Origin of the sequence: Streptomyces sp. NBC_01116 (genome assembly GCF_041435495.1) — a bacterium.
Lineage (GTDB): Bacteria > Actinomycetota > Actinomycetes > Streptomycetales > Streptomycetaceae > Streptomyces.
Genome location: NZ_CP108644.1, coordinates 3,315,901 through 3,341,520 on the forward strand (window position 1 = coordinate 3,315,901; position 25,620 = coordinate 3,341,520).

Annotated in this window: 23 protein-coding genes; 8 read left to right on the forward strand and 15 right to left on the reverse strand. The window is 72.3% G+C overall.

Annotation, left to right across the window (positions count from 1 at the left end):
• Positions 1 to 226 precede the first annotated feature (226 nt).
• The 3 genes from OG245_RS14365 to OG245_RS14375 all read left to right on the forward strand — a co-directional run bounded on the left by OG245_RS14365 (position 227) and on the right by OG245_RS14375 (position 2,604).
• On the forward strand, positions 227 to 1,213 hold the full coding sequence (locus OG245_RS14365; RefSeq protein ID WP_371623907.1) for an acyl-CoA desaturase: 987 nt from the start codon (positions 227 to 229) through the stop codon (positions 1,211 to 1,213).
• Positions 1,210 to 1,896: a TetR/AcrR family transcriptional regulator gene (locus OG245_RS14370; protein WP_097869750.1), complete on the forward strand. Its 687-nt coding sequence runs from the start codon at positions 1,210 to 1,212 to the stop codon at positions 1,894 to 1,896. The genes OG245_RS14365 and OG245_RS14370 overlap by 4 nt, the downstream gene beginning before the upstream one ends.
• Positions 1,897 to 1,998: 102 nt before the next feature.
• Positions 1,999 to 2,604, forward strand: coding sequence for a Uma2 family endonuclease (locus OG245_RS14375; RefSeq protein ID WP_371627886.1), 606 nt, complete (start codon positions 1,999 to 2,001; stop codon positions 2,602 to 2,604).
• A 10-nt stretch (positions 2,605 to 2,614) separates the two neighbouring features.
• Here OG245_RS14375 and OG245_RS14380 read toward each other — a convergent pair whose 3' ends face one another.
• Entirely contained in the window at positions 2,615 to 2,992 is a 378-nt protein-coding gene (locus OG245_RS14380; RefSeq protein WP_371623908.1) for a glyoxalase, read from the reverse strand.
• The gene (locus OG245_RS14385; RefSeq protein ID WP_371623909.1) at positions 2,989 to 3,801 is read right to left on the reverse strand and encodes a trans-aconitate 2-methyltransferase; all 813 of its coding nucleotides are present in this window, start codon (positions 3,799 to 3,801) and stop codon (positions 2,989 to 2,991) included. Before OG245_RS14385 ends, OG245_RS14380 begins: the two co-directional genes overlap by 4 nt.
• An 89-nt stretch (positions 3,802 to 3,890) precedes the next feature.
• Between OG245_RS14385 and OG245_RS14390 the strand changes: the two genes are divergently transcribed.
• Positions 3,891 to 4,388 (forward strand): MarR family winged helix-turn-helix transcriptional regulator, encoded by a 498-nt coding sequence (locus OG245_RS14390; protein WP_371623910.1) that lies wholly within the window; start codon positions 3,891 to 3,893, stop codon positions 4,386 to 4,388.
• Here OG245_RS14390 and OG245_RS14395 read toward each other — a convergent pair.
• On the reverse strand, positions 4,344 to 5,120 hold the full coding sequence (locus OG245_RS14395) for a LuxR C-terminal-related transcriptional regulator (RefSeq protein ID WP_371623911.1): 777 nt from the start codon (positions 5,118 to 5,120) through the stop codon (positions 4,344 to 4,346). The genes OG245_RS14390 and OG245_RS14395 overlap by 45 nt on opposite strands.
• A gap of 246 nt (positions 5,121 to 5,366) precedes the next feature.
• Between OG245_RS14395 and OG245_RS14400 the strand changes: the two genes are divergently transcribed.
• Positions 5,367 to 5,807: a GNAT family N-acetyltransferase gene (locus OG245_RS14400; protein WP_371623912.1), complete on the forward strand. Its 441-nt coding sequence runs from the start codon at positions 5,367 to 5,369 to the stop codon at positions 5,805 to 5,807.
• Positions 5,808 to 5,845: 38 nt separating this feature from the next.
• Here OG245_RS14400 and galK read toward each other — a convergent pair whose 3' ends face one another.
• The 3 genes from galK to galT are packed head-to-tail and all read right to left on the reverse strand — an operon-like array spanning position 5,846 to position 9,083.
• Positions 5,846 to 7,048, reverse strand: coding sequence for a galactokinase (galK, locus tag OG245_RS14405; RefSeq protein WP_371623913.1), 1,203 nt, complete (start codon positions 7,046 to 7,048; stop codon positions 5,846 to 5,848).
• Positions 7,045 to 8,043, reverse strand: coding sequence for a UDP-glucose 4-epimerase GalE (gene galE, locus OG245_RS14410; RefSeq protein ID WP_371623914.1), 999 nt, complete (start codon positions 8,041 to 8,043; stop codon positions 7,045 to 7,047). The genes galK and galE overlap by 4 nt, the downstream gene beginning before the upstream one ends.
• Positions 8,040 to 9,083, reverse strand: a complete 1,044-nt coding sequence (gene galT / locus OG245_RS14415; RefSeq protein ID WP_371623915.1) for a galactose-1-phosphate uridylyltransferase — start codon at positions 9,081 to 9,083, stop codon at positions 8,040 to 8,042. Before galT ends, galE begins: the two co-directional genes overlap by 4 nt.
• 245 nt (positions 9,084 to 9,328) lie before the next feature.
• Here galT and OG245_RS14420 point away from each other — a divergent pair, with 245 nt between their 5' ends.
• Positions 9,329 to 10,999 (forward strand): sodium:solute symporter family protein, encoded by a 1,671-nt coding sequence (locus OG245_RS14420; RefSeq protein ID WP_371623916.1) that lies wholly within the window; start codon positions 9,329 to 9,331, stop codon positions 10,997 to 10,999.
• A gap of 15 nt (positions 11,000 to 11,014) precedes the next feature.
• On the forward strand, positions 11,015 to 11,335 hold the full coding sequence (locus OG245_RS14425) for a hypothetical protein (protein WP_371623917.1): 321 nt from the start codon (positions 11,015 to 11,017) through the stop codon (positions 11,333 to 11,335).
• Between the two features lie 42 nt (positions 11,336 to 11,377).
• Here OG245_RS14425 and OG245_RS14430 read toward each other — a convergent pair whose 3' ends face one another.
• The 5 genes from OG245_RS14430 to OG245_RS14450 form a co-directional block, all read right to left on the reverse strand.
• Positions 11,378 to 12,088 carry a response regulator transcription factor gene (locus tag OG245_RS14430; RefSeq protein ID WP_371623918.1) on the reverse strand — a complete coding sequence of 237 codons (711 nt, stop codon included), beginning with the start codon at positions 12,086 to 12,088 and terminating at the stop codon, positions 11,378 to 11,380.
• Between the two features lie 268 nt (positions 12,089 to 12,356).
• A complete protein-coding gene (locus tag OG245_RS14435) occupies positions 12,357 to 14,225 on the reverse strand; it encodes a PQQ-binding-like beta-propeller repeat protein (RefSeq protein WP_371623919.1) in 1,869 nt (622 codons plus the stop codon).
• An 85-nt stretch (positions 14,226 to 14,310) separates the two neighbouring features.
• A complete protein-coding gene (locus OG245_RS14440) occupies positions 14,311 to 16,248 on the reverse strand; it encodes a PQQ-binding-like beta-propeller repeat protein (protein WP_371623920.1) in 1,938 nt (645 codons plus the stop codon).
• A gap of 236 nt (positions 16,249 to 16,484) precedes the next feature.
• Positions 16,485 to 18,092: a PQQ-binding-like beta-propeller repeat protein gene (locus tag OG245_RS14445; protein WP_371623921.1), complete on the reverse strand. Its 1,608-nt coding sequence runs from the start codon at positions 18,090 to 18,092 to the stop codon at positions 16,485 to 16,487.
• A 234-nt stretch (positions 18,093 to 18,326) separates the two neighbouring features.
• Positions 18,327 to 20,144, reverse strand: a complete 1,818-nt coding sequence (locus OG245_RS14450) for an ABC-F family ATP-binding cassette domain-containing protein (RefSeq protein WP_371623922.1) — start codon at positions 20,142 to 20,144, stop codon at positions 18,327 to 18,329.
• Positions 20,145 to 20,291: 147 nt separating this feature from the next.
• Between OG245_RS14450 and OG245_RS14455 the strand changes: the two genes are divergently transcribed.
• A complete protein-coding gene (locus OG245_RS14455; protein WP_371623923.1) occupies positions 20,292 to 21,020 on the forward strand; it encodes a lipoprotein in 729 nt (242 codons plus the stop codon).
• Positions 21,021 to 21,114: 94 nt separating this feature from the next.
• Here the strand turns inward: OG245_RS14455 and OG245_RS14460 are convergent, their stop codons facing one another.
• The 4 genes from OG245_RS14460 to OG245_RS14475 form a co-directional block, all read right to left on the reverse strand.
• A complete protein-coding gene (locus tag OG245_RS14460; RefSeq protein WP_371623924.1) occupies positions 21,115 to 22,464 on the reverse strand; it encodes an acyltransferase in 1,350 nt (449 codons plus the stop codon).
• 123 nt (positions 22,465 to 22,587) lie between these two features.
• Positions 22,588 to 23,517 carry a 4-(cytidine 5'-diphospho)-2-C-methyl-D-erythritol kinase gene (locus OG245_RS14465; protein ID WP_371623925.1) on the reverse strand — a complete coding sequence of 310 codons (930 nt, stop codon included), beginning with the start codon at positions 23,515 to 23,517 and terminating at the stop codon, positions 22,588 to 22,590.
• The gene (gene rsmA, locus OG245_RS14470) at positions 23,514 to 24,386 is read right to left on the reverse strand and encodes a 16S rRNA (adenine(1518)-N(6)/adenine(1519)-N(6))-dimethyltransferase RsmA (protein WP_371623926.1); all 873 of its coding nucleotides are present in this window, start codon (positions 24,384 to 24,386) and stop codon (positions 23,514 to 23,516) included. Before rsmA ends, OG245_RS14465 begins: the two co-directional genes overlap by 4 nt.
• A 134-nt stretch (positions 24,387 to 24,520) precedes the next feature.
• Positions 24,521 to 25,396, reverse strand: coding sequence for a TatD family hydrolase (locus OG245_RS14475; protein WP_371623927.1), 876 nt, complete (start codon positions 25,394 to 25,396; stop codon positions 24,521 to 24,523).
• Positions 25,397 to 25,620: the final 224 nt, after the last annotated feature.

The following is a 25,620-nucleotide window of genomic DNA, read 5'->3' on the forward strand; positions in this document are numbered from 1 at the left end:
TCGCAGGCGGCGTGTCCGCTGCCCCGGCGGGGGTCGCGGTCGTCGCCCGGGGCACCCGGGCCCCTATCCCCTTACCCCATGGGCGGGCGGGTTACCGCGTGGGACGGGCTGGAGCGGCCTCTCGTGTTGTGGGGCCCGTCACTGCCATACTTACCAAGCCGTAGGTTACGGAACCGTAGCCACGGCCGTCCGTGCCTTCTCCCTCACCCTCAGAGGTAATCCCCCCATGCCGAGCACTCCTCCTGTGATCGACGAGACCGAGCCTCCCGGAGCGGCCGGGGCGGCACTGCCCCCGGGCACGCTGGGCGGTGACAAGAAGCGGTCGATCGAGCAGTTCGCGCTGCTGGCGTTCATCGTGGTGCCGTTCGCGGCCCTGGTGGCGGCGGTGCCGCTGGCGTGGGGCCGGGGGGTGAGCTGGCTCGACATCGGTCTGCTGGTGGCGATGTACTTCATCGGCTGTCACGGGATCACGATCGGTTTCCACCGGTATTTCACCCACGGTTCGTTCAAGGCGAAGCGTCCGCTGCGGATCGCGCTGGCCGTGATGGGCTCGCTGGCGGTGGAGGGGCCTCTGGTGCGGTGGGTGGCCGATCACCGCAAGCATCACCGGTTCTCGGACGCGGAGGGCGATCCGCATTCGCCGTGGCGGTTCGGGGAGAGCCTGCCGGCCCTGATGAAGGGGCTGTGGTGGGCGCACATCGCGTGGATGTTCGACGAGGAGCAGACGCCGCAGCAGAAGTACGCCCCCGATCTGATCAAGGATCCGGCGATCCGGGGCATCTCGCGCCACTTCCTCTCCTTCACGATCGTCTCGCTGGCGATTCCGCCGCTGGTCGGCGGCCTGGTGACGATGTCGTGGTGGGGTGCGGCGACGGCGTTCTTCTGGGGGTCGCTGGTGCGGGTGGCCCTGCTGCACCATGTGACCTGGTCGATCAACTCGATCTGTCACGCGGTGGGCAAGCGGCCCTTCAAGTCCCGTGACCGGTCGGGGAACGTGTGGTGGCTGGCGGTGCTGTCGTGCGGCGAGTCGTGGCACAACCTGCACCACGCGGATCCGACGAGCGCCCGCCACGGGGTGATGAAGGGGCAGATCGACTCCAGCGCCCGGCTGATCCGCTGGTTCGAGCTGGCGGGCTGGGCCACGGATGTGCGGTGGCCGGATGGTGCGCGTATCGACTCCCGGCGCACGTCCGTTCCGGCCGACGCGGCATGATTGACGACGTGGCGACCGACGGCAGCACGAGCAGCGAGAAGAGCAGGACCTCCCCCTCCCGCCGGGCCCGGCGGGTCCGGATGACGGGCAAGGAGCGCCGCGAGCAGCTGCTGGACATCGGGCGCGCCCTGTTCGCCGACAAGGGCTTCGAGGGCACGTCGGTGGAGGAGATCGCGGCGCGCGCCGGGGTGTCCAAGCCGGTGGTCTACGAGCACTTCGGCGGCAAGGAGGGCCTGTACGCGGTGGTGGTCGACCGCGAGATGCGCCAGTTGCTGGACATGGTGACGGGGGCGCTCACGGCGGGCCATCCGCGCGAGCTGCTGGAGCAGGCGGCGTTCGCGCTGCTGGACTACATCGAGTCGTACACGGACGGTTTCCGGATCCTGGTGCGGGATTCGCCGGTGGCGCAGTCGACGGGCACGTTCGCGTCGCTGATCAGTGACATCGCCACACAGGTGGAGGACATCCTGGGCCTGGAGTTCAAGGCCCGGGGCTTCGATCCGAAGCTGGCCCCGCTGTACGCGCAGGCGCTGGTGGGGATGGTGGCGCTGACGGGCCAGTGGTGGCTGGACGTGCGCAAGCCGAAGAAGGCCGAGGTCGCCGCCCATCTGGTGAATCTCTGCTGGCACGGGCTGGAGAACCTGGAGGCGAAGCCCCGGCTGATAGGGCACCGGAAGAACTGACCGCGTGACCCTTCCGCAGGTCGTCACCCGTTGTGATGACGTATGCGGATTTCCCGCCGTAGGGTGGTCGGGAGGGCAGAGGATTCGTCCATGGGAGGAACCATGACCGCCGAGCCGACCACCGCGCACAGCTCCCGCTGGCCGGTGCCCCCGCAGGACGGATACACCGTGGACGATCTGTTCACGCTGCCCGATCTCCCGCCGCACACCGAGCTGATCGACGGGAGCCTGGTTTTCGTGAGTCCGCAGCGCAAGTTTCACAGCATGGTGATCGATCTGCTGGTGACGGGACTGCGCAGTACGGCACCGCCGGAGGTGAAGGTCCGCCGCGAGATGACCGTGGTGCTGGACCGGCGCAACGGGCCGGAGCCGGACGTCTCCGTCGTTCGCAGCGAGGCTGACAAAAAGGGGATGGAGCAGACGTCGTACGCCGCTGCCGACGTGCTCCTCGCCGTGGAGGTCGTCTCCCCCGACTCCGAGGCCCGCGACCGTGAGGCCAAGCCGCACAAGTACGCGACGGCCGGCATCCCGCACTTCTGGCTGGTCGAGATGACCGGGACCGACCAGCACCCCGTCGTCCGGGTCTACGAGCTGGACCCGGTGACGAAGGCGTACGCGCTGACCGGGATCCATCACGACCGGCTGAAGACGGGTGTGCCGTTCCCGGTGGACATCGACGTCTCGGCGGAGGCGCTCGCAGCGCTGTAGAGGGCTCGGGTTACGCGTCCGGCTCCAGGAACTCCAGTCGGTTGCCGACCGGGTCGTGGGCGTAGAAGCGGCGGTGGCCGGGAAGAGCCCCGTCCCACTCGACGGCGACGCCATGAGTCTCCAGGCGCGCCGCGTACGCCACGATCCCCGTCACGCGCAGGCCCGGGTGGGCCTTCTTCGCCGGGTGGAAGTCCTCCTCGACGCCCAGGTGGAGCTGGACCGGGCCGGAGGCGAACCAGCAGCCGCCCCGGGCGGCGAGCACCGGGGGCTTCGGGATCTCGGTCATGCCCAGGGCGCCGGTGTAGAAGGCGCGCAGGACGTCCTCCGAGCCGGGCGGGGCGGCGAGCTGTACGTGGTCGACGGCGGCCAGGCCCACCGGTGCGGTCATGGCTTCTCCTTGCGGGCGATCGCGAAGATGCGGCGGAACGGGAAGACCGTGCCGTACGGGCCGGGCGGGTAGGCCTCGCGGAGCAGGTCGCGGTATTCGGTGAGGAAGGCGTCGCGGGCCGCCGGGTCGTCGGCCAGGGCGGTGAGGACGGGGCGCAGTGCGGTGCCCTTGACCCAGTCGAGGACCGCGTCGTCGCCGTGGAGGGTCTGGAGGTAGGTGGTCTCCCAGACGTCCGCCGTGCAGCCCAGGTCGCGGAGGCGGGTGAGGTAGTCGGCGGGGTCCAGGACCGAGGCGGTGCGGTCGCCGACGCCGTGGAGCAGGGGGCGCCAGCGGTCGGATTCACGGAGGGCGGCCAGGAGGGTGTGGCTGGGGGCGGTGAAGTTGCCGGGGACCTGGAAGGCGAGGGTGCCGCCGGGGGCGAGGGCGTCGAGCCAGCGGGGGAAGTGTTCGGCGTGGCCGGGGATCCACTGGAGTGCGGAGGTGGAGACGATCAGGCCGTACGTCTCGGTGGGCGCCCAGGTCGCGGCGTCGGCCTCGGCGAAGTCGAGCAGGGGCGGGCGGGCGTGGGCGGCGGCTTCGGCGAGCATCTCGCGCGAGGTGTCGTAGCCGGTGATCCGGGCGGTCGGCCAGCGGTCCGCGAGGAGGGCGGTGACGTTGCCCGCGCCGCAGCCGAGGTCGGCGATGCGGGGTGCGGGGTGGCCGGGGAGGTCGCCGACGCGGGCCAGGAGGTCGTGGAAGGGGCGGGTGCGGTGGTCCGCGTGGCGCAGGTACTGCTGCGGGTCCCAGGAGGGCTGGTCGGGTGCGGTCATGGGGAACAGGATCACGCCGATAATCTCTTGATGTCAAGACACTTGAATTCAAGAGACTTCACATCGAGGGACCCTCTACACTGATCGACATGGAGGACGAGGTCGACCGACTGGTCGCTGCATGGCGCCGAGAGCGCCCCGACCTCGACGTGGAACCACTCGAGGTGCTCAGCCGCGTCTCCCGCCTGGCCCGCCACCTCGACCGGGCCCGCCGCATAGCCTTCTCCGAGCACAACCTGGAGCCGTGGGAGTTCGACGTGCTGACGTCGCTGCGCCGGGCCGGCGCCCCGTACCAGCTCTCCCCCGGGCAGCTGCTCACCCAGACCCTGGTCACCTCGGGCACCATGACCAACCGCATCGACCGCCTGACCAAGAAGAACCTCGTCGAGCGGCTGCCCGACCCGAGCGACCGGCGCGGCGTCCTCGTCCGGCTCACGACCGAGGGACGCGACAAGGCCGACCAGTCGCTGGCCGGGCTGCTCGACCAGGAGCGCGCCATCCTCGGCGAGCTCTCCCGCCAGCAGCGCGGGGAACTGGCCGGGCTACTGCGCCAGTTGACCGCCCCGTTCGACAACATCCCCACGTAGCGGCGGCTCGGCCGGGCCGACCCCCGCCCGGCGGGCCAGCGCCACCGCCGCCAGCGTCGAGTGGACCCCGAGCTTGCCCAGCACGTTCTGCATATGGGTGCGCACCGTGTGCGGGGACAGGAACAGCCGCTCGGCGACCGCCTTGCGGCCGAGACCCGCCACCATGCAGCGCAGCACCTCGCGCTCCCGGGGCGTCAGCGAATCCACCAGCCGCTCGCTCTCGGTGCGGTGCTTGCGGGCGGCGGTCAGCTCCCGCAGTACGCCGGTGAGCAGCGCGGGCGGCAGATGCGTCTCGTCGCGCAGCACGCCCCGGATCACCGCCAGCAGCCGTTGCAGCGAGCAGTCCTTGGCCACCCAGCCCGAGGCCCCCGCCTGGAGCGCCCGTGCGGCGGCTCGCGGGTCGTCCTTCTCGGCGAGCACCACCGACCGTACGGCGGGCCGGCCCGAACTGACGCCGGCGACCAGGGAGATGCCGTCGACGACGCCCGCCTCCTCCTGCCGGGGCACGGGGGCCGCGTGCGCGCCGCCGGTCACCAGGGCGCCCAACTCGGCGTCCACCAGCAGGACGTCGTAATCGCGCCCCTCGGCGGCCGCGCGCTCCAGGGCCCGCAGCGCGGCCGGCCCGCTGCCCGCCGCGGACACGTCCACGTCCGGCTCGGCCGCGAGGGCCGCCGCGAGCGACTCGGCGAAGATGCGGTGGTCGTCGACCACCAGAACCCGGATACGCGCCACAGAACCCCCATCGGTGGGGACGGACAGCTGCGGGTACGGCGCCCGGAGGGCTCGGTGCGGCCCGCTGTGCTCCGGCCGCCGCCTTCGCACCGCCTGCCACGCCGCCCCCGGGCGCCGTACCCGGCTCTCTCGCTCCCCTGAATCGGCACCGGCCCCCACCGGTGCTGAACATCAGCGTACGGGCGGGGGCCACGGGGGGAAGGCGATTCGCCGAACTGGTTGCCCAAGGTGTTTAGGGTGTGCTTCATGTTCCGTCTTGAGACAGAAGTGGACAAAGAACGTCGTACTCTGCTAAGCGTGCGTCTGCACGAGGACAACATCGCGGCCGCGGCCGGCCTGCGTGCGCTGCTCTCCACCCCAGCCGAGCACGAAGTGCCGCTGGAGGTCTGGGCCTTGGATGAGCAGGGCGAGCTGGTGGGCGGGCTGACCGGGCGGACCTGGGCGTACTGGCTGCACGTCGATCTGCTCTGGGTCGACGCGCCGCACCGGGGCTCCGGCCTCGGCGCGCGTCTGCTCGCCGAGGCCGAACGGACCGCCCGCACCGAGCGCGCCTGCACCCGGTCGCGGCTGGAGACCTGGGACTTCCAGGCTCCCGGCTTCTACCGCAGGCAGGGGTACGAGGAGATCGGCCGGGTCGCGGACTACCCGCCGGGCGTCACCGAGTTCATCCTGGTCAAGGAGCTGTGAACGGTCGAGGGGCGGTGAACGCGGGGCTCCGCGCCGGCTCAGCGCAGTCGGCGCGCCCCGGCCGACGGGATGGCGTCGAAGATCCCCGGGGCCGTGTGTCCGGCCGCCGCGAACGCCTCGCTGACGGCCTTGGCCACCGTGCCGGCCGACTCCTGCTCCACCAGGACGACCGCCGAGCCGCCGAAACCCCCGCCGGTCATCCGCGCACCGAGCGCCCCGGCCCCGTTCGCCGCCTCGACGGCCAGGTCCAGTTCGGGGCAGGAGACCCGCAGATCGTCGCGGAGCGAGCGGTGGCCCTCGTTGAGGACGGGGCCCGCCGCGCGGACGTCGCCCGCGTCGAGCAGGGCGATGACCTGCTCGACCCGGCGGTTGTCGCCGACGACATGGCGCACGTAGCGGACGACGGACTCGTCCGCCCCGGCGTCGGCGAGCGTGGTGAGGGCCGCGGCGAGGTCCTCGTACCGCAGGTCGCGCAGCATCGGTATGCCGAGCAGCCGGGCGCCCTCCTCGCAGCCCGCCCGGCGCTCCGCGTACGCCCCGTCGCCGAGCGCGTGCTTGACCCGGGTGTCGACGACCAGCAGTGTCAGGCCCTGGGCGGCCAGGTCGAAGGGGACCTGGCGCAGGGAGAGGTCGCGGGTGTCCAGGTGGAGGGCGTGGCCCTCGGCGCAGCAGGCCGAGGCCATCTGGTCCATGATCCCGCAGGGCACGCCGACGAAGTCGTTCTCGGCGCGGCGGCCGACGACGGCGAGTCCGGGTCCGGTGAGGCCGAGGTGGAAGAGGTCGTTCAGGGCCAGCGCGGTGACGACCTCCAGGGCGGCGGACGAGGAGAGTCCGGCGCCCGTGGGCACCGTGGAGCTCAGCGCGATGTCCGCGCCGGTGACCGGGTGCCCGGCCTCGCGCAGCGCCCAGACCACCCCGGCGAGGTAGGCGGCCCAGCCGTGGCCGGAGTGCGGGGCGAGTTCGTCGACGCGCAGGGACACGACGCCGCCGGGGACGTCGGAGGAGTAGAGGCGCAGGACGCCGTCGTCGCGGCGGGAGACGGCCGCGACGGCGGTGTGCGGGAGGGCGAGCGGCATGACGAAGCCGTCGTTGAAGTCGGTGTACTCGCCGATCAGGTTCACCCGTCCGGGTGCCGCCCAGATGCCGTCGGGCTCGCCCCCGTACAGCTCGGCGAAGGTGGCGGCGGGGTCGGTCCCGGACGGGTCCGCGGCGGTCGTGGACGGCTCGGTGGTCCCGGTCATGGGGTGGTCGTGTCCTCTCGGCGGGCGAACTGCCAGGCGTCGGCGATGATTCCGGCCAGGTCGGCGCGGGAGGGCTGCCAGCCGAGGCGTTCGACGGCGGTGGCGGCGGAGGCGACGAGGACGGCCGGGTCGCCGCCGCGGCGGGGGGCGGCGGTCTCGGGGACGGGGTGGCCGGTGACCTTACGGACGGTCTCGATGACCTCGCGGACCGAGAAGCCGTTGCCGTTGCCGAGGTTGCAGATCAGGTGCTCGCCGGGGGCGGCGGCCCGAAGGGCCAGCAGGTGGGCGTCGGCGAGGTCGGCGACGTGGATGTAGTCGCGGACGCAGGTGCCGTCGGGGGTGGGGTAGTCGTCGCCGTACACGGAGATCGACTCGCGCTGCCCCAGGGCCACTTGGAGGACCAGCGGGATGAGGTGGGACTCGGGCGTGTGGCGTTCGCCGCAACGGCCGTAGGCCCCGGCCACGTTGAAGTAGCGCAGCGAGACGGCGGCCAGGCCGTGGGCGGTGGCCTCGCCGCTGATCATGTGGTCGACGGCGAGTTTGGAGGCGCCGTAGGGGCTGGTGGGGGCGGTGGGGTCGGTCTCGGTGATGGGGCTGGAGACCGGTTCGCCGTAGGTGGCGGCGGTGGAGGAGAAGACGAGGGTGCGCACGCCGTGCTCGCGCATCGCGGCGAGCAGGGCGGTGGTGCCGCCGACGTTGTTGACCCAGTACTTCTCCGGGTCGACGACGGACTCGCCGACCTGGGAGAAGGCGGCGAAGTGCAGGACACCGTCGTAGGAGGGGTCCAGGTGGCGGGCCGCGTCCTGGATGCGGCCCTCGACGAACGCCGCGCCGGCCGGGACGCCCGCGCGGAAGCCGGTGGAGAGGTCGTCCAGGACGGTCACCGTGTGCCCGGCCTCCAGCAGGTGCTGGGCGACGACGCTGCCGACGTAGCCGGCGCCGCCGGTGACCAGGTACTTCTTCGGGAGCTCGCCGACGTTCGGGGAATCGCTCACTTGCTCGCTACCTCTCGCAGTCGCTCGGCCGCGGCCTCCGGCGGCACGTCGTTGATGAACACGCTCATGCCGGACTCGGATCCCGCGAGGAACTTCAGCTTGCCGGAGGTCCGGCGGATGGTGAAAAGCTCCAGGTGCAGGGCGAAGTCCTCCCGTCCGGGGACCCTGAACGGCGCCTGGTGCCAGGCGGAGATGTACGGGGTCGGCGGCTCGCCGGGTCCGAAGATCCGGTCGAAGCGCCTCAAGAGTTCCAGATAGACCTGTGGGAACTCCGTGCGCGCCCGCTCGTCCAGCTCCCGCAGGTCGGGGACGCGGCGGCGGGGGTACAGGTGGACCTCGTAGGGCCAGTGCGCCGCGTACGGGACGAAGGCGGTCCAGTGGTCGGTGGCGAGGACGACGCGCGAGCCGTCCTTCTCCTCGCGGGCGACCACGTCGTCGAAGAGGTTGCGGCCGGTCTCCTCGCGGTGGCGGGCGGCGGAGCGGAGCATCAGCTCGGTGCGCGGGGTGACGAAGGGGTAGCCGTAGATCTGGCCGTGCGGGTGGCCGAGGGTGACGCCGATCTCGGCGCCGCGGTTCTCGAAGCAGAAGACCTGGGTGACCTGGTCGAGTGCGGCGAGGCCGGTGGTGCGGTCGGTCCAGGCGGCGAGGACGAGGGCGGCCTGTTCCTCGGTGAGGTCGGCGAAGGACGCGTCGTGGTCGGAGGTGAAGCAGACGACCTCGCAGCGGCCCGAGTCGCCGGCGAGGGAGGGGAAGCGGTTCTCGAAGACGGCGACGTCGTAGTGGTCGTCGGGGATCTCGCTCTGCCGCCCCTCCCGCGTGGGGCAGAGCGGGCAGGCGTCGGCGGGCGGGTGGTAGGTGCGCGTCTGGCGGTGCGAGGCGATGGCGACCGCGTCGCCGAGCAGCGGGTCGCGGCGGATCTCGGACGAGGTCGAGACGGGATCCAGCGGGCGGTGGTCGACGGCGTCGCGGACGGTGTCGTCGGCGGAGTCGTAGTAGATCAGCTCACGGCCGTCGGCCAGGGTCGTAACCGTCTTCTTCACCAGTGTCCTCCACCCGATCCTCCCAACATAATCGCACATAACAAATCACAAGCGAACAGCTCAGGTCAATGCCTGCGGGACCGACCGGATCAGGCGGGATCGCCGGACGCATGGGGCCACATACCTGGACATTCACCCGCACTCGATCACGATCGAACAAAGAACCCCAACGAGAGTGTTCATTTCTCGAACACAGAGGCGTAAGTTCCGTCGGGTTCAGTTCGCGCAACGAAGCGAGTACCCCCATGCACACACTTGCCGAAGGGCTCCGGCTCCCCACGAACGGGCTCGACTACGCCATCCTGGCGATCTACTTCGTCGTCGTACTCGGCATCGGCTTCGCGGCCCGCGCCAGTGTGAGAACGAGCCTCGACTTCTTCCTCTCCGGACGGTCACTGCCCGCCTGGGTCACCGGGCTCGCCTTCGTCGCGGCGAACCTGGGCGCCACCGAGATCCTCGGCATGGCGGCCACCGGCGCGCAGTACGGCGTCGCGGTGGTGCACTGGTACTGGATCGGCGCCATCCCCGCCATGGTCTTCCTCGGCCTGGTGATGATGCCGTTCTACTACCGCTCCAAGGTGCGCTCCGTGCCGGAGTTCCTGCTCCAGCGGTTCGACAAGTCCGCGCACCTGCTCAGCTCCGTGCTCTTCGCGTTCGCGGCGATCCTCATCGCGGGCGTCAACCTCTACGCCCTGTCGATCGTCGTGGAGGCGCTCCTCGGCTGGCCGCAGTGGGTCGCGATCGTCGTCGCGGGGCTGTTCGTCCTGGTCTACATCACGATCGGCGGGCTCTCCTCGGCGATCTACAACGAGGTGCTCCAGTTCTTCGTCATCCTCGCCGCGCTGATCCCCCTCACCGTCCTCGGCCTGAAGCGGGTCGGCGGCTGGGACGCCATGAGCGACTCGCTGACGAAGCAGCACGGCGGGGACTTCATGACCGCCTGGGGCGGCACCGGCATCGGTGACGCCAACCCGCTGGGCGCCAACTGGCTGACGATCATCCTCGGTCTCGGCTTCGTGCTGTCCTTCGGCTACTGGACGACGAACTTCGCCGAGGTGCAGCGCGCCCTGTCCGCGAAGAACCTCTCCGCCGCCAAGCGCACCCCGCTGATCGCCGCGTTCCCGAAGATCTTCATCGTCTTCGCCGTGATGATCCCGGGCCTGGTCGCCGCGGTCATCGTGCCCAAGATCGGCACCCCGGACTCCGACCTCACCTACAACGACGCGATACCCCTGCTCATGCAGGAGCTGCTGCCCAACGGTGTGCTCGGCATCGCGGTGACCGGTCTGCTCGCCGCGTTCATGGCGGGCATGGCGGCCAACGTGTCCTCGTTCAACACGGTGTTCACCACCGACATCTGGCAGCGGTACGTGGTGAAGGACAAGCCCGACGCCTACTACCTGCGCTTCGGGCGGCTGATCACGGCGATCGGTGTGCTGGCCTCGATCGGCACGGCGTTCATCGCCGCCGGCTTCTCGAACATCATGAGCTACCTCCAGACGCTGTTCTCGTTCTTCAACGTCCCGATGTTCGTCGTCTTCATCATCGGCATGTTCTGGAAGCGGGCCTCGATGAAGTCCGGCGTCTGGGGCCTGGTCGCGGGCACCGGGGCCGCGATGGTCAACTACTTCTGGATCTACAAGGGCGGGATCATCGACATCCCGTCCGACCAGGGCGCCAACTTCGTCTCCGCGATCGTCGGCTTCGTCGCCGGAGCCGTCGTCATGGTCGCCGTCACCCTCTTCACCGCTCCCAAGCCCGAAGCGGAGCTGGCCGGCCTGGTGTACGGGACCGAGTCGCCGGACCCCGACGAGGCACTCGACGAGGCCGACAGCGCCTGGTACCGCAAGCCCGCGCTGCTCGGCTGGGGCGCGGTCGTGCTCGCCGCCGCCTGCTACCTCCCCTACTCGTTCTGATCGGAGGAACTCACCATGTCCGACCTGCACAAGGAAGTCTCCGAGCTGGAGCGCAAGTCCGCCACCGCCGCCCGTCTCTTCGACATCCGGCGGATCATCGGCGGCCTGTTCGTGGTCTACGGAGTGATCGTCACCATCGCCGGCATCAGCCCGTCCGACGCCGACCTGAAGAAGGCCGAGGGCGTCCACATCAACCTGTGGACGGGCCTCGCCATGCTGGCGCTCGGCCTCTTCTTCCTCGTCTGGATGAAGCTGCGCCCGGCCGAGGCCCCGGCGGCCCCGGAAGCGGAGCCGGCCCCGGTCCCGGGCACGGAGCCGGGGTCCGACGCGGGCTGACCCGCCCCGCCCGCCCGTCCGCCAGGCCCGCGGGGCCCTACGTCACCCGCGCTGCCCGGGGACGTACGGCCCCCGCGGCGTACCGCAGTGGTCCGCGGCCCTCTCCAGCAGTCCCGTACGGGCGGCGAGGGCCGCCGCCTCCAGGCGGGAGCCGACCCCGAGCTTCATCAGGACCCGCTGGACGTGGGTGCGGGCGGTGCTCGGGGCGATGTCCATGCCCGCCGCGATCAGCCGGGTGCCCTCGCCCTCGGCGACCCGCACCAGCACCTCCGCCTCGCGCGGGGTGAGCATCCGCAGCAGCCGCCGCCCCTCGTCGTCGGGCTGGGCCGTCGGGTTGAGCAGTTCGGCGAAGGCCCCCCGCAGCAGCTGCGGGGCGATGGCGCTCTCCCCCGCCCGCGCCTTGAGCATGGCCCGCTCGACGCCCTCGATGCGCTCGTCGTGCCGGACGTACCCCGCGGCCCCGGCGGCGAACGCCGCGGCGATCCCGCGCGGACTGGGCACCGGCCCGAGGACCACCACCGCCACCTGCGGGCGCTCCTGGCCGATGCGCGTGATCGGGTCGAAGACGCCGGGTGCGGCGGGCGATGCCGTACCGAACAGGCAGACCTCCGGGGCCCTGCCGACCACCAGTTCCGCCGCCCCGGACGTCGGCGCCGCCGCGGCGAGCACCCGGTGCCCGCGCAGTTTCAGCGCCGAGGCGAGTGCCTCGGCGAGCAGCCGGTGATCGTCGACCACCATGAGCCGCACGCCCACGGTCCTCACCCCCATGCCCCCCGTACGCCCGGCCCCCGGACTCCTGCCCCGGCAAGCTACACGCTTGTTCGACACCGCGCGGCCCTTACGTGGGAGAAGCCCCCCGGAGTGCCGAATTCTGTGCCATTCGGACCTTGTTGACCTGTGTTCATGACCCGTTGACCGGCATGTCCCGATCACTTCACGGGCGGAAAACGATCGGCCCCGCCGGTGAGGTGATCGACCGGCGGGGCCTGGCACTGCGGGACGCTCCCGGGGAGCGCGGTGATCAGTCGGTGCGGTAGGCCACGACGAGGTAGCGCTTCTCGTCGGGGTTGACGGTGCTGGGCTTGTGGACGGCCCTGCTCGCCATGTAGAACCGGCCCTCGCTGTAGAGGAGTTCGGCCGAGCCCACGTTGAACCGCTTCTCCGCCTCCCGGACGGTCTCCTCGCTCGGGTTCTCCATCAGCAGGGTCTGCTTGAGCGTCTCGCCGTCGATGGAGACGACCTGGCCGCCCTTGTCGTACGGGCCCTCCTTGTAGGCGATGACGCTGGTGCCGTCCATCCGGAGCGGGGTCAGGGTGTGGCGGTCGCCCGCGTCCGCCCGGCCGCCGAGGAGCTTCCCGGTGGCCAGGTCGAAGGCGACGATCTCGTTCGTGTCGCCGTACTCGCTGGTTCCGTCGTGCCGCTCGGTGGGCAGGTAGAGCCGGTTGTTGCCGACGGCCATGTTCGAGCACTGCTCCACGTCGGTGGAGCCGCATTCCGCCGCGTACTTGTCGGCGTCGGCGGGGATGCGGACGATCAGCTTGCCGGTCGCCGCGTCGATCGAGAAGAAGTCGGAGATGCTGCTGCCGTCCCCGGCGGTGTCGCCGACGTCGGCCGCGACCACCAGCGGCTTGGTGGAGACGATGCTCGCGTAGTCGACGCCCTCGGGCATCTGGAACGAGGACAGCGGCGCGCCGGTCGTCGGGTTCAGCGCCTGCACGGTGAGCTGCGGGCTGTCGGACGTACCGCACCTGCGGACCACGGCGAGGGCCTCGCCTCCCGCGTAGCCGCGGTCGTAGCAGCCGTCCGCGCCGACCTTCGGCTTCCAGAGCGAGGCGCCGTCGGCCAGGTTGAAGGCCGCGCCGCCGGAGGTTCCGCCCGCGGCGACGGTGGTCCCGCTGAGCGTGACCTCGTCGAAGCGGATCGGACGGTCACCACCGGTGGCGGAGGTGACGCTCTTGCTCCACAGGAGCTTGCCGGCGCTGAGGTCGATCGCGCCGACCTGGTTGCACGACGGGTACTTGTTCTCCTTGGTCGCCTTCGTCTCCTGGAAGACGATGGCCGCCTTGTAGTCCTTGCTCATGTGCCGGGACACGGAGCAGATGTCGCCGGCCAGCGGGAAGGACCAGAGCTTGGTGCCCTTGTCCCGGTCGTAGCCGGTGACCTCGGCGATGCCGGACTTGACGTACGCCTTGTCGGTGACCCAGGAGCCCGCGACGGTGGTGATGTCGGTGACCACCGGCTCGGGGAACTGGAAGGCGACCTTGGACTTGGTGTTGGCGGGCGCCTTCTCCTTGCCACCGGCGAGGCCGCCCTCGCCGCCCTTGGCCTCGCCGCCGGTGGAGCCGGACGAGGAGGCGTCGTTCGTGCCGCCCTCGTCGCCGGTGGAGGCGTAGATGATCCCGCCGCCGATGATCAGCACCACGGCGACGGCCGCGGCGACGATGATCTGCATCTGGGTGGAGAACTTCTTGCCGCCGCCGGCCGGCTGCGGGGCCCCGTACTGCGGCTGCATCGGCTGGGTCGGGTAGCCGTAGCCCTGCTGGTGCGTCCCGGGCTGTCCGGCGGGCCCCTGCGGGTAGCCGTAACCCTGCTGCGGGGCCTGGGGGTAGCCGTAGCCGTTGGGCTGCGGCGCGGGCGGGGTGGGGTAGCCGCCGGCCGCGGGGGGCGGGGCGCCGTAGCCTCCGGCGGGCGCGTCCTGCGGGGCGGCGGGCTGCTGCGGCGGCTGCTTGCCGAAGGGGTCCGCGGGCGGCGGGGTCGGCAGTCCGAACCCTCCCGGCGGCGGGTCCTGCGGCGCGCCGAAGCCACCGGAGGGCGGGCCGGCGGGCGGGACCGGGGGTGTGTTCGGCGGCTCGTTGGGCGGCTGCTGCGGCGGCTGGGGCGGCTGGGTCATGGCGTGCGTACCTCGGGAGACGAGTGGGTGTGGGGGCGCGTGGGGCCGGGAGGGGCCGGCCGCGGTCGGATGCCGTGGCGGGCGGTCACTTGGTGAACACCAGCATCGTCGACTGCTCCAGCTCTTCCTCGTCGTTGCTCGCGCTCACACGCTTGCTGAAGATGTAGGAGCGGCCGTCCTGGTAGAGGACCTTGGACGAGAAGAAGCCGTTCTCGATCCGGCCGGCCGACGCCGGGTGCTGGAGCAGCGTCTTGGGAGTGCCGCCGGTCGGCGGGAGCGTCACGAGTGCGCCGGCGGTGTCGTACGTCGGCCGCATGTAGAGCAGCACGTCGCCGCCCTCCATGCCCAGCGGCTTCAGAACGCGCTCGGCCGGTGCGGGCGCCTCCCACTTGGGCTTCCCGGTGTTCAGGTTGAACGCGATGACCTTGTTCGTCCGCGAGGTACCGCTGCTGTCGTCCTCGGTCGCGATGTAGAAGGTGTTCGCGTCGGCGGCGACGCCGCTGCACCCTTCGAGCTTCTCGCCGAAGATCGCGAAGCTGCCCCCGCAGTCGACGGTGAGCTTGTCGCCCTGCGTGGGGGCGAGCTGCGAACGGAGCTTGCCGCTCTCGGTGAGCGCGGCGATGCCGTACTGCTTCTTCTCCTGGTTGTCGAACCTGACGACGAGCGGGCTGACCGAGTAGACCTTGGTGACCTCCCAGCCGCGCGCGGGCTGGTACGTCCACTTGGCCTTGCCGGTGACCGGGTCCAGCTCCTGGACCTGGTGCTGCGGGTTCTTGGCGTCGTCGGTGCGGCAGCCGGCCGCGGCGATCAGCTTCGGGCCGCCGGCGAAGGCGAAGGGCTTGCAGTTGCCCTCGGGGTTGCCGAACAGCTCCTTGCCGTCGCTGACGCGGTAGGCGTTGGAGTTGCCGGTGCGCCCCACGGTGACGGTGTCTCCGCTGATGGCCAGACCGATGTCCGACAGGAAGTCCCAGGTGCCGTTCTTCTTGATCGTCTTCTTCCAGCCGGCCTTGCCGGTGTTGAGGTCGATCATCTGGAGGACGGAGCACTTGGCCCGGTCGGTGGTGCCGTCCTTGACGCCGATGACGAGCTTGCCGTCGGGGGTCGCGGTGTTGGGCGCGGCGCACACGTCGGCGGGGAGCGCCAGGGTCCACTTCTGCTTGCCGTCGGCGACGGAGTAGCCGGAGACGCCGCGGTACATGGCCTTGGCGACCACGTCGCCGGTGAACCAGGGGCCTTCGACGGACGCGCCGTTGCGCGGCAGGTCGACGTCGTTCTTCTGGAGCCAGGCGACCTTGGCCTCGCCCGGCTTGCGCCCGGCGTTCAGGTCGTCGTTGCCCTCGCGGCCGTCGCCGCTGCCGTCGCCCTCGTCGACCGTCGGCGACTCGCCGGGGGGCTTGGGGTCGTTGCTCGTGCCGGCGACGGGCTTCTTGGGGTCGTCCCCGCCGTCGTTCACGAGGAACCAGGTGCCCGCCCCGGCGACCAGGACCACGGCGAGCGCCGCCGCGACCACGATGCCGGTCTTGTTCTTGAGGAACCCGCCGCCGGAGCCCGGTCCGCCGGGGGCGGGGACGCCGGGGGCGGGGACGCCGGGGTACTGCTGCGTCGGGTAGCCGTAGCCGGGCTGGAGCTGCTGGCCGTACGGACCGGGAGCCTGCTGGCCGTACGGGCCCGGTCCCTGCTGACCGTAGGGACCGGGCTGCTGGCCGTACGGGCCGGGGGCCTGCTGACCGTACGGGCCGGGGGCCTGGCCGGACTGCTGCGGATAGCCGTAGCCGGGCCCGGCCGGGGGCTGCTGCTGCGGATAGCCGTACGCCGGGGTGCCCGGCGGGGGCGTCTGCGGCGGGCCTGCCGGGGGCGCCGGCGGCTGTGCGGGGGGCGGCCCCTGGGGCGGCTGACCGGGCGGCGTCTGCGGCGGCTTCGCCAGGTCGGGCCGGTCCTCGGGCTGCTGAGGAGCTCCGGTCGGCGGCTCCTGCGGAGCCCCGAAGCCTCCCTGCGGCGGTTGCTGGCTGGGCGGCTGGCTCATATCAGCACGTCCCCCTTCGTGCGGCCCGGTGCCCGAATCGGTCTCCCCCGCATTCCCAAGAGGATCAATTCCCCTCGGAAAGGAGCGAATCGGGCATGGCTTCCGCGGTGTTACGACAGTCGGGCGGGGCTTCTTTGTACCACCCGCCCGCCACCGGGCACCGGTTCGGGCCAACCCCTGTTCCCAAGGGAGAACCGCCTTGTGATGCCTCCGTTACGCCCCGGCGAAGGTGATGGTCAGTCACCGAAGGCCATCATCGCCACCAGCTCCGTCTCCTCCTCGTCGGTGGCCCCGGAGACATACGGGAGCATGAGCAGCGACCGGCCGCCGGTGTAGCGGACGAGCGGGTCGGTGAAGGTGCGCTCGGTCGCCGCGGCCGACGCCGGGTGGCGCAGGACCTGCCGCGGTGCGCCGCCGTCCGGACCGAGCGCCACGATGCCGCCGCCGACGTCCTCGGTCCCGCTCTTCGGGCCGGGCGGGCTGAGGTAGATCAGCGCCTTGCCGTCCTCGACGCGCAGCGGCATCAGGGTCCGGCCGGCGGGTGCGGGGACCTTCCACTTCTTCTTGCCGGTGCTCATGTCGAAGGCGAGGACGTCGTTGGTCAGCACGCCGTCCACGAACCGGTGCTTCGTGGCGGTGTAGAGCGTGTCGGCGTCGGCGGCCACGCCGACGCAGGTGTCGAGGTTCGCGCCCACGTTCCGCCGCATGCCGGTGCACCGGGCCTCGGGGACGTCCGTGCCGGCGGCGGGCCGGGAGCGGAGGGTTCCGTCGGTGTTCAGGACCGTGATCGCCCACTCGCCCTCCACCGCCCCGCCCTTGCGGAGCGAGATCACCGGCGGGTCGACGGAGTGGACTTGGTCGACCGCCCAGCCCTTCCCGGGCCTGTACGTCCACAGGGTCCGGCCGGTGACCGGGTCGATGCGCCGCACTTCCCCGACGGCGTCGTCGGCCTCGGCCTCGGACTCGCCGGCCGCCTGATCGCGGCAATTGAAAGCGGCGAGCAGCACGGGTCCGCCGGCGAGACCGTGCGACGGGCAGGGGCCGGGCAGTTCGTCCCACAGGTGCTTGCCGTCGCTGATCCGGTAGGCGTCGGTGCGGCCGACGCGCCCGATCGTCAGGACGTCGCCGCTGATCGCCATCACGATGTTCGCGAGCCCGTCCTGCGTCGGCGCGTGTGCGAAGGTCGCGGACCAGCCCGCCTCACCGGTGGCCAGGTCGATCATCTGGAGCCTGTCGCAGACCGAATTCTCCGTGGAGGTGTCGGTCTTGAGGCCGATGACGATCTTCCCGTCCGCGGTCGGCAGGGTGGGTGCCGCGCAGACGTCGGAGGGCAGGCGCACGCTCCACTTCCGCGATCCGTCCGCCAGGGAATAGCCGGACGCCGTGCGGTACATGGCCTTGGCCACGACATCGCCGACGGTCCAGGGGCCGAGCGCGGAGGCGCCGCCCCCCGGCAGGTCCACGCCGTTCCGCTGGACCCAGCGGGCCTTCGCCTCGCCGTCCTTGCGGCCCTTGTTGATCTCCGCGGCCCCCGGGGCCGGCGTCGCCTTCGGGCCCGGCCCGGCACCGGGCCGCTTCGGGGAGGCGCTCTCCCGCGCGACGGGCTTCTCGGCGTCCGCGCCGTCGTCGTCGCCGCCCACCGCGAACCAGACGCCCGTCCCGATGACGAGGACCCCGGCGAGCACGGCGGCGACGAGCCCCGCGACCCGGCCCCGCGAGCGCCCGCCGGAGGGCGGGGGCGGGGGCGGGGGCGAGAGCGGGGGCGGAGGCGGGGGCCCCGGGTGGCCGTACGGCGCGGTGGGCGGCTGACCGTACGGGCCGGGCTGCTGGGGCTGCGGCGGCACGGGGGCTCCGTACGCGCCGGGCCGCGGTTCGTACGGAGCGCCGAAGCTCCCCCGCTCCCCCGTCCCGCCCTGCGGTGGCTGCGGTGGCTGCGGCGGCTGCGGTGGCTGCGGTGGCTGCGGCGGCTGCGGTGGCTGCGGTGGCTGCGGTGGCTGCGACTGCGGCATCGGTGTGGATCCCCCTCCGAACGTACGGCGCCTGCCGTCCCGTTCTACCACCTGCCGCGCCGGCCTCCGTCAGGCGTCCTCGGCCAGCTCCAGCCAGCGCATCTCCAACTCGTCCCGCTCGGTGACGAGTTCGCGCAGCTCGGCGTCGAGCCCCGCGACCTTCTCGAAGTCGGTGGCGTTGTCCGCGATCTGCTTGTGCAGCGCTGTCTCGCGGGTGGAGAGCTTGTCGAGCTGCCGCTCGACCTTCTGGAGCTCCTTCTTCGCGGCGCGGGCCTCCTGCGCCGAGACGGCCGGGGCCGCGGCGGGCGCCGTGGACGTACGGGGCGCGGCGGCGGAGGGGGTGGACTCCTCCTCCATACGCTGTCGGCGCTCCAGGTACTCGTCGATCCCGCGCGGCAGCATCCGCAGGGCGCGGTCGCCGAGGAGCGCCATGACCCGGTCGGTGGTCCGCTCGATGAAGAACCGGTCGTGGGAGATCACGATCATCGACCCGGGCCAGCTGTCGAGGAGGTCCTCCAGCTGGGTCAGGGTCTCGATGTCGAGGTCGTTGGTGGGCTCGTCGAGGAAGAGGACGTTGGGCTCGTCCATCAGCAGCCGCAGGATCTGGAGCCTGCGGCGCTCACCGCCGGAGAGGTCGCCGACGGGCGTCCACTGCTTCTCCTTGGTGAAGCCGAACTGCTCGCAGAGCTGACCGGCGGTCATCTCGCGGCCCTTGCCGAGGTCGACCCGGTCGCGCACCTGCTGGACGGCCTCCAGGACCCGGAGGTTCGGGTTCAGCTCGGTGACCTCCTGGGAGAGGTAGGCGAGCTTGACGGTCTTGCCGACGACGACCTTCCCGGCGGCGGGCTGCTCGTCTCCCTGGGTGCGGGCGGCCTCGGCGAGCGCGCGCAGCAGCGAGGTCTTGCCCGCGCCGTTGACGCCGACCAGGCCGATGCGGTCGCCGGGGCCGAGCTGCCAGGTGAGGTGGGTGAGGAGGGTCTTGGGCCCGGCCTGGACGGTCACGTCCTCCAGGTCGAAGACGGTCTTGCCGAGGCGGGCGTTGGCGAACTTCATCAGCTCGCTGGTGTCGCGCGGCGGCGGCACGTCGGCGATGAGTTCGTTGGCGGCCTCGATGCGGTAGCGCGGCTTGGAGGTGCGGGCGGGGGCGCCGCGACGCAGCCAGGCCAGCTCCTTGCGCATGAGGTTCTGCCGCTTGGACTCCTCGGTGGCGGCGATGCGCTCCCGCTCGGCGCGGGCGAACACGTAGTCGCTGTAGCCGCCCTCGTACTCGTGGACGGTGCCGCGCTGGACGTCCCACATGCGGGTGCAGACCTGGTCGAGGAACCACCGGTCGTGGGTGACGCAGACGAGGGCGGAGCGCCGGGTCCGCAGGTGGCCGGCCAGCCAGGAGATGCCCTCGACGTCGAGGTGGTTGGTGGGCTCGTCGAGGACGATCAGGTCCTGCTCGTCGATGAGGAGCTTGGCCAGCGCGATCCGCCGGCGCTCACCGCCGGAGAGCGGGGCGATGACGGTGTCGAGTCCGTGCTCGAAGCCGGGGAGGGCCAGACCGCCGAAGAGGCCGGTGAGCACGTCGCGGATCTTGGCGCTGCCCGCCCACTCGTGGTCGGCGAGATCGCCGATGACCTCCTGGCGGATGGTCTTCTTCGGGTCGAGGGAGTCGTGCTGGGTGAGGACGCCGAGGCGCAGCCCGCCGTTGTGGGTGACGCGGCCGGTGTCCGCGTCCTCCAGCTTGGCGAGCATCCGGATGAGGGTGGTCTTGCCGTCGCCGTTGCGACCCACGACACCGATCCGGTCGCCCTCGGACACCCCGAGGGATACGCCGTCGAGCAGGGCACGGGTGCCGTACACCTTGCTGACCTGCTCGACATTGACCAGATTGACGGCCATTTCACTCCTGTCCCGGGGGTCCCTGCGGCGAGGACCGCTCGACGTACCAGAGTAGTCGCCGCGCGGAGCGCGATAACGTGCTGCGATCGATCATGGGGAGCAGCCCCGGGTCGGAGCGGTGCGGAAGACATTCGGGGTGGGGATTTCATGACGATGGCGCGTGGAACGGTACGGGGACTGATACCTGCGGTCCTGGCTGCGGTGACGCTGGCCGGCTGTTCGTCGTCGACCGGGGCGGACGACGGGAGACCGGGCGGACCGGCGACGAGCAGCGCACCCGCGAAGGCGGCCGGGGCCGGGGCGGAGAAGACCGGGGCGGCCGGGGCCGGGGCGGAGAAGACCGGGACCGGCGCCACGGAGGTGGCGGAGAAGGGCGGGCAGATCGGAGGCGCGGGTTCGGCGTGCGATCTGCCGGTGACCTTCGACACCGCCGCGGACTGGAAGCCGCGGGGGGTCCCGATGAATCCGGACCCCGAGCTGGCCGAGGTGCTGGCCGAGCTCTCCGAGCAGGGCACGGTGAAGGTGGTCTGCGAGATCGACGCCAAGCCGGCCGGCAGCATCGGCTTCCTCCGGGTGTGGCAGGGCAAGGCGTCCGAGGACGACCCGCGCGCGGTTCTGAAGGCCTTCCTGGCGGACTCCCCGAACGGGGCCGAGGCCGCCGCCTACACACAGGTGACGGCCGGTGCGCTCGCGGCCACCGAGGTCGGATACACCACCCACAGCGAACTGCTGGACGAGCCGAAGAAGGAGCGCGCCTTCGCCGTCGCGACGCCCGACGGTCCGGTCGTGGTGCACCTGGGCGGGATGGACACCGAGGAGCACACGGCGATGCTTCCGGCGTTCGAGCTGGCGAAGAAGACGCTGAAGCTCGGCTGACCGCCCGACGAGGAGCCGGGGGGCGGCGGCGCAGGGGCGGGCCCATCCACGAAGTGGTCGACGACGAGGTCCGCGTCGCCGCCCGCCGGTACCCCTACGGCCGCTGGAGTCCGGCCCGCACGCCGGTCCCCCGCCCCGCCCGCTCCACCAGCAGCCAGCCGGCCAGCGTCATCGCGACGGCGGCGGGCGCGCTGACCGGGACCGCGATCAGCAGGGCCGTGCGGCCGTCCAGCAGGCCGCCGAAGCCGACCATGGACAGGCCCAGCACCCCCAGCAGGCAGAGCGTCGCGCCCAGGGCGGTGAGGGGGCCCGCTCCCGCGGCTCCCGGGCTTCCCGGGGCCGTGGAGGCCGGGCGTTCGAAGGCGCGGAAGGCGGCTACGAGCCCGGCGGTGAGGGCCGCCGCGAGGGCGAGCCGCAGCGGGACCTGGGCCCACCAGGCGGCCGACGCCGGCTCGGGCAGCTCGGCGTCGAGGGCGAGCAGCGCCCCGTACACCCCGAACATCGCCGTGAGGTGCCAGAGGAACGCGGTCATCGCCACCCCGTTGGCCGCCACCACCGCGCGCCAGACGCGGGGCCGCTCCAGCAGACGGGCCGCCGGGGCGCGGAGGAGTTCGACCGCGCCGACGAGCCAGAGGCCGTGGCAGAGCAGGGCGAGGGTGGGCGGGGCCATGTTGCTGACCTTCTCGCCGGGCATCCCGACCATGGACAGCGGGTAGGGGCCGAACGCCACCAGCGCGCCCGCGGTGACCAGGCCCGCTCCGGCGAGGAGCGCGGGGCGGCGGATGCGGCCGTCGGCGCGCAGGAAGCCGAGCTGGTGGACGGCCAGCCAGACGAACGCGAAGTTGAGGAACTCGACGTACGGGACTCCGGCCGCGAAGCGCAGCACGTCCACCGCGAGCGCCGCCCCGGCCAGTCCGGCGAAGGCTCCCCAGCCGTACCGCTCGTGCAGCCTCAGCAGCGGCGGGGTGAACGCGACCATCGCCAGGTAGATCCCGATGAACCAGAGCGGCTGGGTCACCATGCGCAGGGTGACGCCGGTCAGTCCGCCGCCCCCGCCGAGGAGCTGGACCAGCAGCGCCGCCGCACCCCACACCAGGACGAAGACCATGGTCGGGCGCAGCAGCCGCTGGAGCCGGGCGCGCAGGAAGGCGGAGTAGACGGAGTCCTCGGCCCCCTCGGGGCGCTTGCGGAGGAGCGAGCGGTAGGAGAGCGCGTGGGAGAAGCCGCCGACGAAGAAGAACACCGGCATGACCTGGAGCAGCCAGGTCAGCGGCTGGAGTTCCGGGACGACGGCGAGCAGGTTGCCCACCCCGTCCGGGGTGACGGCGGCCATCAGCCAGTGGCCGAGCACGACCGCGCCGAGGGAGGCGACCCGCAGGAGGTCGACGTAGCGGTCCCGGATGGCGGGCGTCGCCCCGGCCAGTTCACGAACACTTGATCCCATGGACTCAACGTCGCGCGAACCGGGCGGGGCGCGGCAGCGCGACCGTACTCAGATCCGGGATGAGTACGCGGAGACGTCGAGTGCGCGGAGACGTCGAGTGCGCGGAGCCCGGGGGCCGTGCGGTCAGATCGCCTTCGCGCCCGGTGCGGGCGACACCGCCGTGCGCGCCTCGCGGCACGTTCCGGAGGCCGTCAGCGCGTCGGCCACCTTGCGGGCCGCCGACTCGTCCTCCACCAGGAACGCCGTCGTCGGCCCGGACCCGGAGACCAGGGCGGCCAGGGCCCCCGCCGCCGTGCCCGCGGCCAGGGTGTCGGCGAGGGAGGGGCGCAGGGAGAGCGCGGCGGGCTGGAGGTCGTTGCCCAGGGCCTTCGCGAGTGCGCCGGAGTCGCCGGAGCGCAGGGCGGCGAGGAGAGCGGGGGACGCGGTCGGTTCCGGGACCTCGGTGTCGGCCGTGAGCCGGTCGAACTCGCCGTACACGGCGGGCGTGGAGAGGCCGCCGTCCGCCACCGCGAAGACCCAGTGGAAGGTCCCGCCGACCTCGATCGGGGCCAGCTTCTCGCCGCGTCCGGTGCCGAGCGCGGCTCCGCCGACCAGGCTGAACGGGACGTCGCTGCCCAGCTCCGCGCAGATGGCCAGCAGCTCGTCGCGGCTCGCGCCGGTGCCCCACAGGGCGTCGCAGGCGACGAGGGCCGCGGCCCCGTCGGCGCTGCCGCCCGCCATGCCGCCCGCGACCGGGATGTCCTTGGCGATGTGCAGGTGGACGGCGGGCTCGACGCCGTACCGCTCGGCGAGCGCGAGGGCGGCGCGGGCGGCGAGGTTGGTGGTGTCCAGCGGGACCTGGGCGGCGTCCGGGCCCGAGCAGGTGATGCGCAGCTCGTCGGCGGGGACCGCGGTGACCTCGTCGTACAGGCCGACGGCGAGGAAGACGTTGGCCAGGTCGTGGAAGCCGTCGGGGCGGGCGGCGCCCACGGCGAGCCGCACGTTGACCTTGGCGGGGACGCGGACGGTGACGGCCTTGCTCACGGGGGCTCCTCCGGTTCGCGCGCGGCTCATGCGGCCGCCTCCGGCTTGTTCTCCGCGATCGCCGCGAACTCCTCCACCGTCAGCGCCTCGCCGCGCGCCTGCGGCGAGATCCCGGCGGCGACGAGCGCGGCCTCGGCGGCGGGCGCGGAGCCGGCCCAGCCGGAGAGCGCGGCGCGCAGGGTCTTGCGGCGCTGGGCGAAGGCGGCGTCCACGACGGCGAAGACCTCGGCGCGGCTCGCGGTGGTGGCGATGGGCTCGGTGCGCCGGACCAGGGAGACGAGTCCGGAGTCGACGTTCGGGGCGGGCCAGAAGACGGTGCGGCCGATGGACCCGGCGCGCTTGACGTCCGCGTACCAGTTGGCCTTCACCGACGGCACGCCGTAGACCTTGTTGCCGGGGCGGGCGGCCAGCCGGTCGGCGACCTCGGCCTGGACCATGACGAGGGTCCGCTCGATGCTGGGGAAGCGCTCCAGCATGGTCAGCAGGACGGGCACGGCGACGTTGTACGGGAGGTTCGCCACGAGCGCGGTGGGGGCCGGGCCCGGCAGCTCGGTGACCAGCATCGCGTCGGAGTGGACCAGGGCGAAGCGGTCGGCGCGCTCCGGCATCCGGGCGTGGACCGTGGCGGGCAGCGCGGCGGCGAGCACGTCGTCGATCTCGACGGCGACGACGCGGTCCGCCGCCTCCAGCAGCGCCAGGGTCAGCGAGCCGAGCCCGGGGCCGACCTCGACGACGGTGTCGTCCGGGCGGACCTCGGCCGTGCGCACGATGCGGCGGACGGTGTTGGCGTCGATGACGAAGTTCTGACCGCGCTGCTTGGTGGGGCGTACGCCCAGCTTCGCGGCCAGATCGCGGATGTCTGCGGGGCCCAGGAGGGCGTCGGGCTCTGTGCTGCTCACCCGGTAAGCCTACGGCCGCGGTGCGACCGGGCCGCCCGGCGTGCCCGCGGGGGCCCGCCGGGCGGCCGGGAGGGGGACCTCCCGGCGGCCGGGAGGGGGAACGCCCGAGGTCGGAAGCGGGGCCCGCCCGGCGGTCAGAAGTCGAACGCGCGCGCGGTGTTGTCGTAGACCGCGGCGGCCAGCACGTCCTCGTCCAGGCCCTTCACCTCGGCCATGGCACGGAGCGTGACCGGAATGAGGTACGGCGCGTTGGGCCGGCCGCGGTACGGGGCGGGGGTGAGGAACGGCGCGTCCGTCTCGACCAGGACCAGCTCGGTCGGGGCGACGGCCAGGGCGTCCCGCAGCGGCTGGGCGTTCTTGAAGGTCACGTTGCCCGCGAAGGACATGAAGTACCCGGCCCGCGCGCAGGTCCGGGCCATGTCGGCGTCGCCGGAGTAGCAGTGGAACACGGTCCGCTCGGGCGCGCCCGCGTCGGCCAGGACCCGCAGGACGTCCTCGTGCGCGTCGCGGTCATGGATGACCAGGGCCTTGCCGTGCCGCTTGGCGATCTCGATGTGGGCCCGGAAGGACTCCTCCTGGGCGGCGACGCCCTCGGGTCCGGTGCGGAAGAAGTCCAGGCCCGTCTCGCCGACCCCGCGCACGTGGTCGAGGGCGGCCAGCGCGTCGATCTCCGCGAGCGCCTCGTCCAGCGCCGCCCTGCCGCCGGGCTCCCGCGACCCCTGCCGCGCGGTGCCGGCGGTGCCCTCGGCGTACCCGTGGACGATGCGCGGGGCCTCGTTGGGGTGCAGGGCGACCGAGGCGTGGACGGCGGGGTGGGCGGCCGCGGTGTCGGCGGCCCAGCGGGAGCCGGCCACATCGCAGCCGACCTGGACGACGGCTGTCACGTTCACCGCGGCGGCCCGGGCGAGGGCCTCCTCGACGGTGGAGTCCTGCATGTCCAGATGGGTGTGGGAGTCGGCGACCGGAACCCGCAGGGGCTCGGGCAGCGGCGGGGCTTCGGTACGGCTCATGCCGACGATCGTACGAGGGCCCCACCCTCGTACGATCGTCGGCTGCGGAAGCCACCCGGGCACGTCATCCGCGACGGAAGGCCCACCCCACCCGCGCCGGAAGGATCACGTCACCCGCAGTGGTTGGTCGAGGTCACCCGCGGTGGTCGGTCCGTGTCACCCGCGGTGGCCGGTCCGTGTCACCCGCGGTGGCCGGTCCGTCTCACCTGTGGTGGCCGGTGCGT

Coding starts and splice junctions, on each gene's coding strand:
- OG245_RS14365 (WP_371623907.1), top strand. CDS start 227: ATGCCGAGCACTCCTCCTGTGATCGACGAGACCGAGCCTCCCGGAGCG.
- OG245_RS14370 (WP_097869750.1), top strand. CDS start 1,210: ATGATTGACGACGTGGCGACCGACGGCAGCACGAGCAGCGAGAAGAGC.
- OG245_RS14375 (WP_371627886.1), top strand. CDS start 1,999: ATGACCGCCGAGCCGACCACCGCGCACAGCTCCCGCTGGCCGGTGCCC.
- OG245_RS14380 (WP_371623908.1), bottom strand. CDS start 2,992: ATGACCGCACCGGTGGGCCTGGCCGCCGTCGACCACGTACAGCTCGCC.
- OG245_RS14385 (WP_371623909.1), bottom strand. CDS start 3,801: ATGACCGCACCCGACCAGCCCTCCTGGGACCCGCAGCAGTACCTGCGC.
- OG245_RS14390 (WP_371623910.1), top strand. CDS start 3,891: ATGGAGGACGAGGTCGACCGACTGGTCGCTGCATGGCGCCGAGAGCGC.
- OG245_RS14400 (WP_371623912.1), top strand. CDS start 5,367: ATGTTCCGTCTTGAGACAGAAGTGGACAAAGAACGTCGTACTCTGCTA.
- galK (WP_371623913.1), bottom strand. CDS start 7,048: ATGACCGGGACCACCGAGCCGTCCACGACCGCCGCGGACCCGTCCGGG.
- OG245_RS14420 (WP_371623916.1), top strand. CDS start 9,329: ATGCACACACTTGCCGAAGGGCTCCGGCTCCCCACGAACGGGCTCGAC.
- OG245_RS14425 (WP_371623917.1), top strand. CDS start 11,015: ATGTCCGACCTGCACAAGGAAGTCTCCGAGCTGGAGCGCAAGTCCGCC.
- OG245_RS14435 (WP_371623919.1), bottom strand. CDS start 14,225: ATGACCCAGCCGCCCCAGCCGCCGCAGCAGCCGCCCAACGAGCCGCCG.
- OG245_RS14440 (WP_371623920.1), bottom strand. CDS start 16,248: ATGAGCCAGCCGCCCAGCCAGCAACCGCCGCAGGGAGGCTTCGGGGCT.
- OG245_RS14450 (WP_371623922.1), bottom strand. CDS start 20,144: ATGGCCGTCAATCTGGTCAATGTCGAGCAGGTCAGCAAGGTGTACGGC.
- OG245_RS14455 (WP_371623923.1), top strand. CDS start 20,292: ATGACGATGGCGCGTGGAACGGTACGGGGACTGATACCTGCGGTCCTG.
- OG245_RS14460 (WP_371623924.1), bottom strand. CDS start 22,464: ATGGGATCAAGTGTTCGTGAACTGGCCGGGGCGACGCCCGCCATCCGG.
- OG245_RS14465 (WP_371623925.1), bottom strand. CDS start 23,517: ATGAGCCGCGCGCGAACCGGAGGAGCCCCCGTGAGCAAGGCCGTCACC.
- OG245_RS14475 (WP_371623927.1), bottom strand. CDS start 25,396: ATGAGCCGTACCGAAGCCCCGCCGCTGCCCGAGCCCCTGCGGGTTCCG.